Origin of the sequence: Ulvibacterium sp., from assembly GCF_965248315.1 — a bacterium.
Lineage (GTDB): Bacteria > Bacteroidota > Bacteroidia > Flavobacteriales > Flavobacteriaceae > Ulvibacterium.
This window is the reverse complement of the sequence record NZ_CBDFIX010000002.1, coordinates 1,313,788-1,328,019: the sequence shown is the minus strand read 5'-3', so window position 1 is coordinate 1,328,019 and position 14,232 is coordinate 1,313,788. Positions and strand designations below refer to the sequence as shown.

General features: G+C 41.5%; 16 protein-coding genes. 12 read left to right on the top strand and 4 right to left on the bottom strand.

Annotated features, from left to right (window positions below; translation table 11 throughout):
• Nucleotides 1-110: 110 nt before the first annotated feature.
• The 3 genes from ACP2AF_RS07170 to ACP2AF_RS07160 form a co-directional block, all read right to left on the bottom strand.
• Nucleotides 111-971, bottom strand: coding sequence for a DUF5777 family beta-barrel protein (locus tag ACP2AF_RS07170; RefSeq protein ID WP_425235554.1), 861 nt, complete (start codon nt 969-971; stop codon nt 111-113).
• Between the two features lie 18 nt (nt 972-989).
• Nucleotides 990-1,382 (bottom strand): hypothetical protein, encoded by a 393-nt coding sequence (locus ACP2AF_RS07165; RefSeq protein ID WP_425235553.1) that lies wholly within the window; start codon nt 1,380-1,382, stop codon nt 990-992.
• 154 nt (nt 1,383-1,536) lie between these two features.
• Nucleotides 1,537-2,664 (bottom strand): hypothetical protein, encoded by a 1,128-nt coding sequence (locus tag ACP2AF_RS07160; protein ID WP_425235552.1) that lies wholly within the window; start codon nt 2,662-2,664, stop codon nt 1,537-1,539.
• Between the two features lie 397 nt (nt 2,665-3,061).
• On the opposite strand from ACP2AF_RS07160, the gene ACP2AF_RS07155 reads away from it, so the two are divergent.
• A complete protein-coding gene (locus ACP2AF_RS07155; RefSeq protein ID WP_425235551.1) occupies nt 3,062-3,667 on the top strand; it encodes a hypothetical protein in 606 nt (201 codons plus the stop codon).
• A gap of 29 nt (nt 3,668-3,696) precedes the next feature.
• Here ACP2AF_RS07155 and ACP2AF_RS07150 read toward each other — a convergent pair whose 3' ends face one another.
• A complete protein-coding gene (locus ACP2AF_RS07150) occupies nt 3,697-4,947 on the bottom strand; it encodes an NAD(P)/FAD-dependent oxidoreductase (protein ID WP_425235550.1) in 1,251 nt (416 codons plus the stop codon).
• A gap of 103 nt (nt 4,948-5,050) precedes the next feature.
• Between ACP2AF_RS07150 and ACP2AF_RS07145 the strand changes: the two genes are divergently transcribed.
• From ACP2AF_RS07145 to ACP2AF_RS07095, 11 genes are read left to right on the top strand one after another with little or no spacing between them, the layout of a single operon-like run.
• Entirely contained in the window at nt 5,051-6,580 is a 1,530-nt protein-coding gene (locus tag ACP2AF_RS07145) for an HAL/PAL/TAL family ammonia-lyase (RefSeq protein WP_425235549.1), read from the top strand.
• 4 nt (nt 6,581-6,584) lie between these two features.
• Nucleotides 6,585-7,733 carry a WG repeat-containing protein gene (locus ACP2AF_RS07140; RefSeq protein ID WP_425235548.1) on the top strand — a complete coding sequence of 383 codons (1,149 nt, stop codon included), beginning with the start codon at nt 6,585-6,587 and terminating at the stop codon, nt 7,731-7,733.
• Nucleotides 7,734-7,749: 16 nt separating this feature from the next.
• Nucleotides 7,750-8,493, top strand: a complete 744-nt coding sequence (fabG, locus tag ACP2AF_RS07135; RefSeq protein WP_425235547.1) for a 3-oxoacyl-ACP reductase FabG — start codon at nt 7,750-7,752, stop codon at nt 8,491-8,493.
• 14 nt (nt 8,494-8,507) lie between these two features.
• Nucleotides 8,508-9,728: a beta-ketoacyl-[acyl-carrier-protein] synthase family protein gene (locus ACP2AF_RS07130; protein WP_425235546.1), complete on the top strand. Its 1,221-nt coding sequence runs from the start codon at nt 8,508-8,510 to the stop codon at nt 9,726-9,728.
• A gap of 2 nt (nt 9,729-9,730) precedes the next feature.
• A complete protein-coding gene (locus ACP2AF_RS07125; protein WP_120710815.1) occupies nt 9,731-9,973 on the top strand; it encodes a phosphopantetheine-binding protein in 243 nt (80 codons plus the stop codon).
• A 19-nt stretch (nt 9,974-9,992) separates the two neighbouring features.
• Nucleotides 9,993-10,880: a lipid A biosynthesis acyltransferase gene (locus tag ACP2AF_RS07120; RefSeq protein ID WP_425235545.1), complete on the top strand. Its 888-nt coding sequence runs from the start codon at nt 9,993-9,995 to the stop codon at nt 10,878-10,880.
• Complete coding sequence (locus ACP2AF_RS07115) at nt 10,877-11,806, top strand: dialkylrecorsinol condensing enzyme DarA (protein WP_425235544.1); 930 nt, start codon at nt 10,877-10,879, stop codon at nt 11,804-11,806. The genes ACP2AF_RS07120 and ACP2AF_RS07115 overlap by 4 nt, the downstream gene beginning before the upstream one ends.
• Nucleotides 11,803-12,936 (top strand): beta-ketoacyl-ACP synthase III, encoded by a 1,134-nt coding sequence (locus ACP2AF_RS07110; RefSeq protein WP_425235543.1) that lies wholly within the window; start codon nt 11,803-11,805, stop codon nt 12,934-12,936. The genes ACP2AF_RS07115 and ACP2AF_RS07110 overlap by 4 nt, the downstream gene beginning before the upstream one ends.
• Nucleotides 12,937-13,377 (top strand): hypothetical protein, encoded by a 441-nt coding sequence (locus ACP2AF_RS07105; protein ID WP_425235542.1) that lies wholly within the window; start codon nt 12,937-12,939, stop codon nt 13,375-13,377.
• Nucleotides 13,374-13,832, top strand: a complete 459-nt coding sequence (locus tag ACP2AF_RS07100; protein ID WP_425235541.1) for an ABC transporter permease — start codon at nt 13,374-13,376, stop codon at nt 13,830-13,832. Before ACP2AF_RS07105 ends, ACP2AF_RS07100 begins: the two co-directional genes overlap by 4 nt.
• Entirely contained in the window at nt 13,829-14,230 is a 402-nt protein-coding gene (locus ACP2AF_RS07095) for a hypothetical protein (RefSeq protein ID WP_425235540.1), read from the top strand. Before ACP2AF_RS07100 ends, ACP2AF_RS07095 begins: the two co-directional genes overlap by 4 nt.
• Nucleotides 14,231-14,232: the final 2 nt, after the last annotated feature.

The following is a 14,232-nucleotide window of genomic DNA, read 5'->3' as shown; positions in this document are numbered from 1 at the left end:
CTGTTCGTACTATTCTTTTTTATGTTGTCTTTCTTCATAATCGATCTTTGTAGCGCAAACCATCCTTGGTTTCCCTTTTAATTTACCCTGTCGTTTCCCAAAGGATAGGTTTAAAAGTTATAGTTCCTCGTGATATTGAATCCGAACAGAATCTGACCTCTAAAAAAATCGTTTGTGTTTTTCATATAGTTCTGCTGCGGTACAATACCGTTCATATTGGTTATAAACAATTGGAAGGCATGTGCGGATGTAGCGAACTCGAACCCCAAACTTATTCCGGGTTCTGGATCAATATCCAATCGTTCCCCATTTAAATGATGCGTAAAGGGTTGGCTGTAATCCCATAGTATGGAAGTTTGATCACTTATTTTATAGCGCCCACCGAACGCAATCCCTATCACATCGTTCCGCATCCTGCTTTCCACGAGGTTAAAATGGGAAATACTAGGAGCCAATTGTATGGAAAGCTTAGGACTGAACCTTCGTGCAATGATCAATTGGTTAAAATAGGAGTACCTATGTTGATCGAGGCTAAAATTCTCTTTTTTCCTCGCATCGATAGTGAAATTACCGTAATAGGATACGCTCACCGGAATCCTGCCGGATCGTGTTTGATTTAAGATTCCCACTTTCCAGTTAAAATCTTGGAGGCGATTAAATTTGGTAGTCCCAAATCCCAGGGTCAATCTTTCATGTATGGAATAGGCCACCCCCATTCGGATATTGGAAGGCCCCCAAAATCCAAGCATATCATTGGTTCCCTCGTTGATCAACCCGAACCTGTGCGACATCTGAACCTCCAAGGTGTTCTTTGAAAAGAGCACATTATTAGGGTTATCAATAATAAAAGAGCTTTCAAAGGCCGGGCGTTCAGGTTTATCCACTACGGAATCCTTCTCTCTTTTTTGTGAAAGGAGTAGGATGGGGAACAATAAAGCTAATCCAAAATATATTCCTATTGTGTTTTTCATATTTTGATGTCTTACTATTTAGTTATTCTCGGCACCACGATCTATCCAACCTTTTATCAAAGCAATTTCATCTACGGTGAGTACAAACCCTGCATCAACAGGATGGTTATTGCCCGGTAACTCCCTAAAAAACTGGCTGTTCTCACTATCTCCGATAACCACATATTCTGGAACGATAGCATCATATGCATTTCCCTCGGTTAGATCCGGGTTGGCAACATTCCCATTATGACAAGTAGTACAATCCCCATCACTTCTAATGAACAAAGGCTGGATGTCATCCCTAAAGGAAATAGGTTCATCTATAGGTATATCCGGAATTTCTTCCTCTACCAATTGGTCATAATAACAAGAAGAAAAGCACAATAGACCTAGACCGCCCATCAAGATTATCCTTAATCGTTTTTTCATTTTGTTTGTATTATAAGATCATCACTTGCTCCAATTTCAAAGCACTTTAGTCATCCTTTGGATATAGCAACAGCTTGATGAAACTGTAAATTCCTGTCGATACTATGGCAGTACCATATGACCTGCTTGGAACTTTTTGGAAAAAGATCCGAAATCAGTTCTGTAATGCTTCAATTGAATTGGTCAACAATGCCCTGGAATAACCAGGATTATGAATCCCATTACTTTGATCTTCCAATAAGGTCATATAGTTCCATGCGGCCTGTGCCTGTGCAGTTGTAAAAATGCCCTCATTGGACCTATTGGGTGAAGGAGCATCCACTATGAGCCCGGTAACCGGTACACCTGTACCTACCGGATTGCCATCGACATCAAAAACAGGGTTGCCCTCCGCATCTACCGCATATTCCTCCCCGACAACTTCGGTCAACAACTGTTTTAAGGTAGCCATACCTTCGGTAAATCCGGCCATTTCCTCTGGTACTCCATTGGTATGGCACGCAATACAGACAGCTTCCGTTGGATTCCATGAATGCAAGCCCTCATTTACATCTGTAGATTCTCCCATATGACAGCTTACGCAGGATGCACCTGTTCTATGTGCCGCCGAGGCAACACCGGGATAGCCCTCAGAACCGGGTATATTGGCTCCCATTATACCTTCCAACATTGTGGTTTGTGGTCCATGGTGCGGCCCAAAACGTGTGGTTGCCACTACATATTGGCCTGTTCCATTTTCCGCGGGAATTACATAACTGTTTCTCGGTTGGTGGCATGTAGCACAGTTATTACTTGTACCACCAAAGTCCACAACGGTGGTTTCATCAATTACTAAGGTCACCGGATCTATACTTCTCAAGGCAAAATCCTCCCCATCGTTTTCGAAATCGAAAGTCGCATGCTTATCATGACATGTAGCACAGGTAATCGGAGAAGTATTTGACAAACTGACGGAATCTACCTCACCAAAGGCCAAGAAATCTAAATGCCCTTTTGTAGAGTGGCACGAGGCACAATCTATCCTTGCACCGGTGAAACTAAATACGCCACCGGCTCCATGCGCCGATAGAGCAAAGGAACTTTCAACTATATCGCGGGCGGCATTGGAATGGCAGCTTATACAGGAAGCCGTTCCGTCAATTCCGTCCTGACCATCCATTCCATCAACTCCGTCAATTCCATCGGCTCCAGGTGGTCCGGGAATTGGGTCACTGGTACATTGAATAAATAGTAAACTTGATATGACCAATACCAAGAAGCCTACTAACTTAGAATTTTTCATACGATCGAATATTTAGCGGTTACACGATTTTGCGATTAAATAGGCGTAAAAATATGGGAGGGAAATACTACAAAAAATGATATTCATCAGTAAAAGCCATATTTATTAATATATAATCAATATAAATAGCGAAAAAAGAGAATAATTCAATAAATCAAGCATTTTAGCCAAAAAACTAAAAAGGCCGTATTTGAAGAAATGTGACCCGGCATTTACAAAAAGGGAATAATATATAACTATACTGCACTCCCATTTGGACCATTAAGACATAAGTAACCACCTCTAATTCTAACCTGTTACATAGAGACATATTTAGAAGATTTCTCAATACAACTACACAATTTACCGGGTACTTTTGAGTTTAGATAGAGATAAATAAACAACCCAATCCGAAATCATGAAAAAGTACCTACCATTTTTTATCTCGCTATGTGTTACCGTTCTTTCCGCCCAAAAAATGAAAATAATTGAGGGCGACTTCGAGTTCCTTAAAGAGCAAACTGAAATTAATGTAGAGTTCATATATGATAATGTAAAACTCCTTAAAGACAATCTCACTAACGATGAGTATGTAAAAAACCACACCGCCAAATTGGAGGAAGACACTAGGGGCAAGGGCAAATCATGGGAAAAAAGTTGGTACGCCAGCCGGGAGCTTATTTATGCTCCAAAATTTCTGGAATTGATGAACCGGTATTTTCATAAAGACCATGGTATCTATTTTGATCAAGATCTTGCAGATGCCAAGTACACGCTTATCGTGGATACGGTATGGGTATACCCAGGATGGGATGCCGGCGTAATGAAACAACCCGCTAAAGTTTCTACGGTCTTGCGCTTTGTAGAAACGGCGAACAAAGGTCGTATTCTCGCAGAAGTAAACAGCAAGCATGCACCCGGCAATCAATGGGGGAGCAGTTTTAATAATGAGGACCGCATTGGGGAAGGCTATGCCAAGACGGGAAAATCCTTTGCAAAACTAATTTTGAAGAAGGCCTTTTAAAGAAAAAAAGGCCAAACAAAATCCGGCAACTACTTTTCGGACAAACGCATCTCCTTTTCAAGATCTGTTATATGGGCTACAGCCTTTACCAGCCGATGGTGATTTTTCACAAAAGGATTGGTCTGGTCCCAGACGTATCCGGCAAGGACTGCACAGATTTGTCTTTTTATATCAGGGTTTTCAGGTTTATGAAAGAAAATCTTTTGCAAGCTGCCGGTATACCATTCCTTTACATAGGTAGTAAACACGGCGACGCCTTTTCGGATGTAATTGGAATAATCCGTTTCCCAATCTACATCCTGACCTTTCAGTTCTTTTGCAATAAGTTTGGCCGCCAATAGGGCCGATTCCGTGGCAAAAGTGACCCCCGACGAAAAAACCGGGTCCAAAAACTCTGCACTGTTCCCAGTAAGGGCATAGCCTTTGCCGTATAATTGTTTAACCGACTTGGAGAAATTCCTTATTATTTTTGGCTCAAACGCATACTCCAAATTCTTGAAACGATCATAGTAATAATCCGAAAGCTTCATCATTTCCATCAACTTCTGCGTAGCATCCCCTTCAAAGGAATTTATATAATCCGTCGGTCCTACATAACCAATACTGGTATATCCATTGGAGAAAGGGATGACCCACAACCAAGTTTCGGTACTCACTACATCGAACGTAATTAAAGTACCTTCCTTTCCTTCTGGGCGTCTTACATCTTTTACATGGGTGAAAATTGAGGAATGCTTGGGTATCTCGGAGGGTTTGTCCAAATTCAACAATCTGGGCAACACCCGACCAAAACCACTGGCATCAATAATGAATTTTGCAGTTATGTAGGATAGTCCGCCTTGTGCATCCTTAAGGGTAGTTGTAGATCCCATATCATTGAAATCAACGGCTACAACTTCTTGCTGAAAACAGATATCAACACCTCTTTCCTGAAGGGTATCGGTCATAGCCTTGTCAAAATCGGCGCGAGGCACCTGCCAAGTCCAATCCCATCCTTGGGTATGCTTTTTACTGAAATCAAAATTGCACACCTCCGGCCCCTTCATAAAGCGAGCTCCCGACTTAATTTCAAATCCATAGGTATCCAGACAGTCGAAGAGGTCGGTCTCCTTAAAATGGTCCATACATCGGGGCAATAGGCTTTCCCCGATAACAAATCTTGGAAATTTGTTCTTTTCAACTACTTTAATGGTAAATCCTTTACCGTTGAGATAAGAGGCTGCAACACTACCCGATGGTCCCGCTCCAATAATCAAAACATCTACCATTTCCTTCTTCATAGCTCGAATAAAATATAGATTCGCTAATTATTATAAATTTGCAAACCAAATTAACTATTTTTATTTAGTATATAGCCATTAATCAAGTCTGATCCAACCATAGATGCCGAAAATTAAGGGAAAGTTAGGAATAGAGGAATTTTATAGCGTAATCTTTAATGGGGAGTCAATTAGTATGGACCAAACTGTTCTCGCCACTGTTCAAAAAAGCTTTGATTTTCTCAAGGAGTTTTCAAAAAATAAAATCATATATGGCGTAAATACAGGATTTGGCCCAATGGCTCAGTACAAGATCAAGGATTCCGAGCGGACCCAACTGCAATATAATCTCATTCGAAGCCACGCCTCCGGTACCGGGAATCCGATTCCGGCGAAGTATGTAAAGGCCGCTATGTTGGCAAGGCTCAATACGTTGAGCTTAGGAAATTCCGGAGTGCATACGTCCGTCATAGAGCTAATGATCTCCTTGATCAACAAAGATATTGTTCCCTTAATATATGAGCACGGTGGCGTAGGGGCAAGTGGTGACTTGGTACAATTGGCACATCTGGCATTGGTACTGATCGGGGAAGGGGAAGTATATTATAATGGGGGCTTAAGATCTACTCAAGAAGTATTTGAAATTGAAGGACTACAGCCTATATCGGTAGAAATACGGGAAGGATTGGCCTTGATAAACGGTACGTCCGTTATGACGGGTATTGGTGTCGTAAATACCATTTATACTCGGAGGTTATTGGAATGGATGATTGCCTGCTCCTCTGCCATAAATGAAATAGTACAAGCTTATGACGATCACTTGTCCCATGACTTGAATGAGACCAAGAAACATCAGGGCCAACGTGAAATAGCCCGTGCTATGCGCAGCCATTTGAAGGATAGCACACTGACGAGAAAAAGGGAACATCATTTATATACGGATAACAATGGGATTACCATCTTTGAGGAAAAAGTACAAGAATACTACTCACTACGATGCGTTCCCCAAATATTGGGTCCAGTCCTGGATACGTTGAACGATGTGGAACGGATTATGATCGAAGAGGTGAATTCGGCAAATGATAATCCCATAGTAAACGTGGAAAAAGAGCATGTTTATCACGGGGGGAATTTTCACGGGGATTACGTTTCCTTGGAAATGGACAAACTAAAAATTGTGGTTACCAAAATGAGTATGCTGGCCGAGCGACAATTAAACTATTTAATGAATTCAAAGCTAAATGACATACTTCCTCCATTTGTGAATCTCGGAAAATTAGGATTGAATTTTGGGATGCAAGGTGTGCAATTTACTGCAACCAGCACTACGGCGGAGAACCAGATGCTTTCAAACCCCATGTACGTGCACAGCATCCCTAATAATAATGATAACCAAGATATTGTAAGTATGGGCACCAATGCCGCAATGATTACCAAGAAAGTCATTGAAAATGCCTTTGAGGTCATTGCCATCGAGCTCATAACCGTAGTACAGGCCATTGAATATTTAAAGGTGCAGGGCCAAGTCTCTTCTAAGACAAAGAAAATGTACGATGCCATACGCGCCATAGTCCCGCCATTCCAGGAAGATTTGGTAATGTACCCCTATGTAAATCAAGTAAAGGATTTTATCACTAACCATAAAAACAGTTAGCATCATGAAAACAAAAAGAGTTATGAAAATTACATTGACACTAGTCCTTGGTATGTTCTTGGGGATGGTAAATTTGTCGGCACAAGAACTGGCTTTGGTCCGGGAAGACGGTAAGTTTGGTTATATAGACAAGTCAGGGGCCTACGTAATCCAACCAAAGTTTGAAAAAGCCAAGAGTTTTTCGGGTTCATATGCCATGGCGGAAAAGGATGGCAATTGGGGGTACATCAATACCTCTGGGGAATGGGCCATTGAACCAAAATACGATAAAGCGAAAAAATTCAACTCAGGTCGTGCCATGGTCTATACAAATGATGCTTGGGGCTATATAGATGGATCAGGAAATCCGCTTAATGTCCCCGCAGCCGAAAAGTACTATGATTTCAATGACGGGGTCGCAATAATTAAAAGGGATGATAAAGTTGGTCTATTAGGAACAGATGGAAAGTTTATTTTGGAACCGAAGTTCGACGAAATAAAAAATTTCCATCATGGCGGGGCCAAAGTTCGGAACGGTGATCTTTGGGGAATGATAGACCAAAAAGGAGAGCTTATTATTCCTATCGAATACAAGGAGTTGGGATTTAATCATCCTAGCGGAGTTTGGGGCAGAAAAGGTGATGATTTCGGAATTGTGGTAAACGGTCAACTAAAAGTGATTCCCGGTGTGGACAGAATCTGGAATTTTCATGATGGATCCAATTATACTTATGCCCGAAAGAACAAAAAATTGGGGTATGTTAACAATCAAGGGGAATGGGTAATAGAACCAAAGTTTGATAAGGCCAGAGCCTTTAAAAATGGTTTGGCTCCTGCGGCCCAAAGTAAAAAATGGGGCTATATTAACGAAAAAGGTGAGACGGTAATCGATTTTCAATATAGGGATGCCGAAGTTTTCTCCAATGATGGCCTGGCACCTGTAAAAGATAAAGACTGGGGATTTATAGATACTTCTGGAAATTTGATAATTCCTATGGATTATGATATCTCCGTGGGTCTTGCTTTTTTTCAGAGTGGGGAAGATAAGGGTTTCATTGGTGGTGTTTCCCGGGTAAAGACCAAAAAAGGATGGGGCTATTTGGATAAGGATGGAAAACTTCTGGGCAACAAATGGTACAAAAATGCCGAACTTTTTGTTGATACCAGCAAGTAATTTATATTTACCGTGAATGGGAGAAACTAAAAAGTGCGCTCTTGTAACAGGGGGTTCTAGGGGAATAGGCCGCGCCATTTGCATTCAATTGGCCAAAGATGCCGATTACCATATACTGATCAATTATAATAGCAACGTTGAGGCCGCCCAGGAAACCTTGGCTCAAGTAAAGGAAGTTGGGAGTACTGGCGAACTTCTACCATTCAATGTAGTGGATGCCGATGCCGTAAAAGCCACCTTGGATACTTGGCAGGAAAACAACAAGGAAGCCATTATTGAAGTAATCGTTAACAATGCCGGCATTACCAAAGATGGACTCTTCATGTGGATGAAACCCGAGGATTGGTCCTCCGTGCTGAACACAAGCCTTAAAGGATTTTTTAATGTAACCAACCATTTGATTCAAAAGCTCCTGGTCAACAGATATGGTAGAATTATTAATATGGTTTCCGTTTCAGGACTCAAAGGAACTTCAGGCCAGGTCAACTATTCCGCAGCAAAAGGAGGACTTATTTCTGCCACTAAGGCCCTTGCACAAGAAGTAGCCAAAAGAAACGTTACTGTAAATGCAATAGCGCCAGGATTTATCAAAACGGATATGACAAACGAGATGGATGAAAAGGAATTGAAAAAAATGATTCCCGTCAATCGATTTGGGGAAGCGGAAGAAGTAGCTCATCTTGTTTCGTTTTTGATTTCTAAAAAGGCATCTTATATTACCGGTGAGGTAATTGGCATTAATGGCGGTATTTATTCTTAAAATATTTATTGGCGATGCAACGAGTGGTAATCACGGGTATGGGTATTTATTCCTGCATAGGCAAGAACTTGGATGAAGTAAAGACCTCATTATACGAAGGAAAATCCGGGATTGTTTATGACGAACAAAGGGAAGCTTTTGGCTATAGGTCCCCTTTAACGGGGTATGTAGAATTACCAAACCTCAAGAGTCAGCTTTCCAGAAGACAACGTGTTAGTATGGGCGAAGAAGCAGCCTATGCTTATGTAGCCACTATAGAGGCTTTGAAAAATGCCAATATCCCCTTGGAATATATGGATACCAACGAGGTGGGTATTATTTACGGCAATGACAGTACCGCAAAATCGGTAATTGAATCCATAGATATCATCCGTGAAAAAAAAGATACCACCCTAGTAGGTTCGGGAGCTATTTTTAAGGCGATGAACTCCACGGTAACCATGAACCTTTCCACTATTCTTAAACTAAAAGGTATTAACCTTACGCTCAGCGCTGCCTGTGCCAGTGGGTCACATTCCATTGGTATGGCGTATCAATTAATCAAGAGCGGGCTTCAGGATTGTATTATTTGTGGTGGTGCACAGGAAATTAATCATTTGGCCATGGCCAGTTTTGACGGGCTTGGGGTGTTTGCCGTAAATACAAAAAATCCCGAAAAAGCCTCTCGCCCCTTTGACAAAAGTAGGGACGGATTGGTTCCCAGTGGCGGGGCGGCCACACTTGTATTGGAAAGCTATGAATCCGCCCAGGAACGAGGTGCTCCCATTCTTGGCGAAGTTGTGGGCTATGGTTTTTCCTCAAATGGAGCGCATATTTCAACTCCCAACGTGGATGGGCCTTCCTCAGCTATGAAAAAAGCCCTGAAGGATGCCAATATGGATGCCTCGGCCGTGGATTATATAAATGCCCACGCAACCTCAACCCCTGTTGGCGATGCCAATGAGGCCAAGGCATTATTTGAAGTTTTCGGAGCGGAGTACCCATATGTAAGCTCTACAAAATCCATGACAGGCCATGAGTGCTGGATGGCAGGTGCAAGTGAGGTGATATACGCTACACTTATGATGAAACATTCCTTTATTGCCCCCAATATTAATCTGCAGGAAACCGATGAGGATTCTTCCAAATTAAACATCGTTAAGAAAACCTTAAATAAAAAAATTGACGTATTTTTGTCCAATTCATTCGGTTTTGGTGGTACCAATTCCGCATTGATTGTTAAAAAATGCTATTGAAAATGACTAAAGAGGTTATTATTGGAAAAATCGATGACTTCCTTATAGACGAATTTGAGGTAGAGGAAGAGGATATTGCACCGGAGGCCAATCTTAAGGAGACCTTGGAACTGGATAGCCTGGACTTTGTGGATTTGGTGGTGGCAGTAGAAAGCAACTTTGGCGTTAAACTGGTCGGAGAGGATTTCGTTAACATAATAACACTTCAGGATTTCTACGATCTCATCGAACGGAAATTGGACTGATGGTTCTCAAAACTTATCCATGGCAGCGGAATGGGAAGGAAAATCCAGAGGTACCGTCCTAGGCTATAAAATTTTTATCTTTTTCATTAAAAGTTTAGGAATCCGCGCCTCGTATTTCCTACTGTATTTTGTTATTCCATATTTCTGTCTTTTTTCCTGGAAAAACACAAAAGCAATCTATTACTATCTCAACCAAAGACTGGGATATTCACATCTAAAAAGTTTTTTTGGAATATATAAGAGCTACTATTCCTTTGGCCGGACCTTGATAGATAAGACGGCAATAGGATCGGGTCTTCGGGATAGGTTTACCTATGAATTTGACGGTATCGAGAACATTAAAAACCTACTAGCCAGCGGCGAGGGCGGTATTCTGATCAGTGCCCATGTTGGAAATTTCGAGATAGCCGAATTCTTTTTTGAGGATATAGATACACATTCCCAGATCAATTTGGTGACCACGGATGCCGAGCATGAGCATATAAAGGAATATCTTGAAAGTGTTACCTCAAAATCAAAAATCAAATTTATAGTTGTTCGGGACGACCTTTCGCATATTTTTGAAATTAATGTAGCCTTGGACAACGGAGAGTTGGTCTGTTTTACAGGTGACCGCTATTTTATAGGACAAAAGACTTTGGTGGAGACACTTTTGGACGAGAAGGCCGAATTTCCCGCCGGTCCGTTCCTATTGGGTTCTCGACTTAAGGTTCCCGTTTTGTTCGTATACGTTATGAAGGAGACGGCCAAGCATTATCACCTTTTTGCAAGAAAAGCAGAGGTAAAAAACAGGGATGCCCAAGGCTTATTGAAAGAATACACCAAAAGCGTAGAATGGATTTTAAGGAAATATCCTTTACAATGGTTCAATTATTTTGACTTTTGGAAAAGAAAAGAAAATACATGAAGGAAGTACTGGTCGTCTATTATTCCCAAACCGGGCAATTGTTGGATATTCTGGAAAATATGGTCTCCCCCTTAAAACAGGAGAACATTGCTGTTTCCTATTATAGAATCATACCAGAGGAACCCTATAAATTTCCATGGGATAAGGAAAAATTTTTCGATTGCTTCCCAGAATCCTTTTTACAGATACCCTCTAGGTTTCACCCCCCTGAAAAAGAAATTCTAAGGAAAAAATATGATTTGGTCATTTTAGGCTATCAGGTATGGTACCTGACCCCTTCCATTCCTATCAATTCTTTTTTAATATCCGATATTGGGAAATCGCTTTTAAGGGATAGACCGGTAATGACCGTTGTTGCCTGTAGGAATATGTGGATACAAGCACAGGAAAAGATGAAAAGACTCCTGGCCCAAGCAGAGGCCAAACTTGTGGGGCATATTGCACTCGTGGATCGCCACATCAATCATATAAGCGTCATAACCATTTCACATTGGATGCTATCCGGAAAAAAAGACAGGTATCTGGGTATTTTCCCAAAACCAGGGATTTCTGATAAAGACATCAAGGAAGCTAGCAAATTTGGGGCACCTATCAAAGAGGCCCTTCTTGTTGAGGACTTTTCAAATTTGCAAGAAAATCTTCTAAAGCTGGGTGCGGTTCACATAAACCCATACCTCGTACTTACAGACAAGAGAGGCAATGTACTGTTCTCCAAATGGGCCAACCACATTATCAAAAAAGGAGGGCCTGGAGAACCAGCTCGACTTAAATGGATTAGAATATTCAATTATTATTTGTTATTTGCGATCTGGGTCATAGCACCAATAGTTTTTATTGTATTTTTGCTCACTTATTTGCCCCGGTACCAGAGGAGGAAAGAAGATAAAGCCTATTATTCCTCGGTAGCGCTAAAGGAAAATAGATGAAGGACGTTTATATAACACGAATAGCCAAGTTTTTACCGAATGATCCGGTGGATAATGACGGAATGGAGGAAAAGCTAGGGATTTTAGACGGTAAGACTTCAAAGGCCAGACGAATAGTATTACGCAACAACAAGATAAAAACACGGTATTACGCCTTAGACGACAATGGTAAGGTCACTCATAATAATGCCCAGTTGACCAAAGAAGCCATTGAACGCTTGTGCGATGACGATTTCGCGATTCAGGACATCCAATTGCTGTCTTGTGGCACCTCCAGCCCTGATCAAATATTACCATCCCATGCCGCTATGGTCCATGGTTTTCTAAAGAATGGCAATATGGAGATCAACTCCGTCTCCGGTGCTTGTTGCTCAGGAATGAATGCATTGAAATACGGGTATCTTTCAGTTAAGGCCGGACAAATAGAAAGAGCAGTCTGTGCAGGCTCAGAACGAAGTTCTACTTGGTTGAAGTCTGAGGTTTACGAGGATGAAATAGAACATTTGAAGGAATTGAAGGAAAACCCCATGTTGTCCTTTAACAAAGAATTTTTGCGTTGGATGTTATCCGATGGCTCTGGAGCAGTTTTGTTGGAACCCGACCCTAAAGGCAAAATACCGCTAAAAATTGAATGGATGGAGGGCTATTCCTATGCTTTTGAGCTTGAGGCCTGTATGTACGCCGGAGGTGATAAAGAAGAAAATGGGCACCTAAGACCTTGGACCGAGTTTCACGCCAGTGAATGGAGCAAAAAATCGGTATTCGCTGTAAAGCAAGATACCCGATTGTTGGGAGAATATATTTTGGAGAAAGGCGTAAACAGTCTAAAATTGACCTACGAAAAATACGGTATTGGGCCAGATGATGTGGATTATTATTTGCCTCATATTTCATCTTACTATTTTAAGGATGGACTGTACAATGAAATGAAGCGTCAAGGGATAGAGATGCCTTTGAACAAATGGTTTCTTAATCTCGAAAATGTAGGCAACGTGGGGGCGGCGTCTATCTATATGATGTTAGAGGAATTGGTACAATCGGGAAAACTTAAGAAAGGGGATAAAATATTGCTACACGTCCCGGAAAGTGCACGCTTTTCCTATACCTACGCTTATTTGACCGTGAGTTAAATGAACCTTCTCAAAGACCCCATAACCGATCAAGACTTCCTGCTCGGGCTAATTCCCCAGAAACATCCTTTTGTAATGGTGGATAAATTATTTTACTTTTCCCCTGAAAAAATAGTATCTGGATTTAACATAACGAAGGAAAATCTATTTACGAGTAACGAAATGTTCAAAGAACCCGGACTTATCGAAAACATGGCACAAACTGTGGCCTTACATACCGGATACCATTATTTTTTAAAAAGCCAAGATGCCCCAATGGGGTATATCGGTGCCATTGCCAAGGTGGAAATCGATTCGCTTCCGTGCCTAGGACAGGAACTTAGAACAACGGTCCATATCCTTCATGACATTATGGGAGTTACCTTAGTAGAGTCACAGATTGAATGTGAGGGAGCCCTAATAGCAACCGGTAAAATGAAAACCGTATTGGCCAATAGGTGAAGAATGCACGCTTACATATCGATATTAAAAAATTCCTTCCGCATAGGGAGCCTATGCTCATGGTAAATACCATGCCCTATCTTGATGCCGAGTCGGTAGTGACCGAATTCCATATAACCGAGAACTGCATTTTTGTGGACAAGGGCAGGCTTTCGGAAACAGGACTCATTGAAAATGCAGCCCAGGCCTGTTCGGCTATTGTAGGACAGAGCTATTTTGAAACGGATGACTTGGAGGGAAAGGGCAACAAAGTCATAGGATACATCAGCGCCATAAAAAAAGTTGAAATCTTTCAACTGCCAACGGTCAACGAGACTTTGGTAACAAAAGCAAAATTAATTTCCCGCTACGATACGGAAGAGCTAAGTATCTGTACCATTACAGGCTCCATTTTTAGAAAAGACGATTTAATCGTAGATTGTACCCTGAATTTTCTAATCCACGAAGTCCAATGAAAAAGGGCGAAGTGCCTCAGCACAAAAGCATACTTGAATCCGCCAATCTCAGGGAAATGTGCTATGCCGTAGATGAAAACGGCGAATACATCACTGCACTAAGCACTGGCTGGGATCCCAAGACCATTGCCCTGGAAAATGCATTAAGGGAAATTGAGGAACGCGTGGAAGCCGCAAAGCAAAGTGTACTTGCCAATGAAGCCAGTCCCATTGTATATTACATGGAGCTCCATAAAATGGACTTGGGTATCCTAGCGAGTTATGTAGGGCTTTGGAAATGGCGCGTAAAACGACATTTTAAACCCTCGGTCTTTAAAAGATTAAGCCCTGGAACACTACAAAAATATGCCGATGTCTTTAACATTACCATTGAAGAACTAGTGCATATACACTCTTGAAA

What these genes read in the sequence shown, in the direction of transcription:
- ACP2AF_RS07105 (WP_425235542.1), top strand. Translation starts at nt 12,937, where the DNA reads ATGAACCTTCTCAAAGACCCCATAACCGATCAAGACTTCCTGCTCGGG.
- ACP2AF_RS07170 (WP_425235554.1), bottom strand. Translation starts at nt 971, where the DNA reads ATGAAAAACACAATAGGAATATATTTTGGATTAGCTTTATTGTTCCCC.
- ACP2AF_RS07095 (WP_425235540.1), top strand. Translation starts at nt 13,829, where the DNA reads ATGAAAAAGGGCGAAGTGCCTCAGCACAAAAGCATACTTGAATCCGCC.
- ACP2AF_RS07145 (WP_425235549.1), top strand. Translation starts at nt 5,051, where the DNA reads ATGCCGAAAATTAAGGGAAAGTTAGGAATAGAGGAATTTTATAGCGTA.
- fabG (WP_425235547.1), top strand. Translation starts at nt 7,750, where the DNA reads ATGGGAGAAACTAAAAAGTGCGCTCTTGTAACAGGGGGTTCTAGGGGA.
- ACP2AF_RS07120 (WP_425235545.1), top strand. Translation starts at nt 9,993, where the DNA reads ATGGCAGCGGAATGGGAAGGAAAATCCAGAGGTACCGTCCTAGGCTAT.
- ACP2AF_RS07115 (WP_425235544.1), top strand. Translation starts at nt 10,877, where the DNA reads ATGAAGGAAGTACTGGTCGTCTATTATTCCCAAACCGGGCAATTGTTG.
- ACP2AF_RS07155 (WP_425235551.1), top strand. Translation starts at nt 3,062, where the DNA reads ATGAAAAAGTACCTACCATTTTTTATCTCGCTATGTGTTACCGTTCTT.
- ACP2AF_RS07110 (WP_425235543.1), top strand. Translation starts at nt 11,803, where the DNA reads ATGAAGGACGTTTATATAACACGAATAGCCAAGTTTTTACCGAATGAT.
- ACP2AF_RS07130 (WP_425235546.1), top strand. Translation starts at nt 8,508, where the DNA reads ATGCAACGAGTGGTAATCACGGGTATGGGTATTTATTCCTGCATAGGC.
- ACP2AF_RS07140 (WP_425235548.1), top strand. Translation starts at nt 6,585, where the DNA reads ATGAAAACAAAAAGAGTTATGAAAATTACATTGACACTAGTCCTTGGT.
- ACP2AF_RS07165 (WP_425235553.1), bottom strand. Translation starts at nt 1,382, where the DNA reads ATGAAAAAACGATTAAGGATAATCTTGATGGGCGGTCTAGGTCTATTG.
- ACP2AF_RS07125 (WP_120710815.1), top strand. Translation starts at nt 9,731, where the DNA reads ATGACTAAAGAGGTTATTATTGGAAAAATCGATGACTTCCTTATAGAC.
- ACP2AF_RS07150 (WP_425235550.1), bottom strand. Translation starts at nt 4,947, where the DNA reads ATGAAGAAGGAAATGGTAGATGTTTTGATTATTGGAGCGGGACCATCG.
- ACP2AF_RS07160 (WP_425235552.1), bottom strand. Translation starts at nt 2,664, where the DNA reads ATGAAAAATTCTAAGTTAGTAGGCTTCTTGGTATTGGTCATATCAAGT.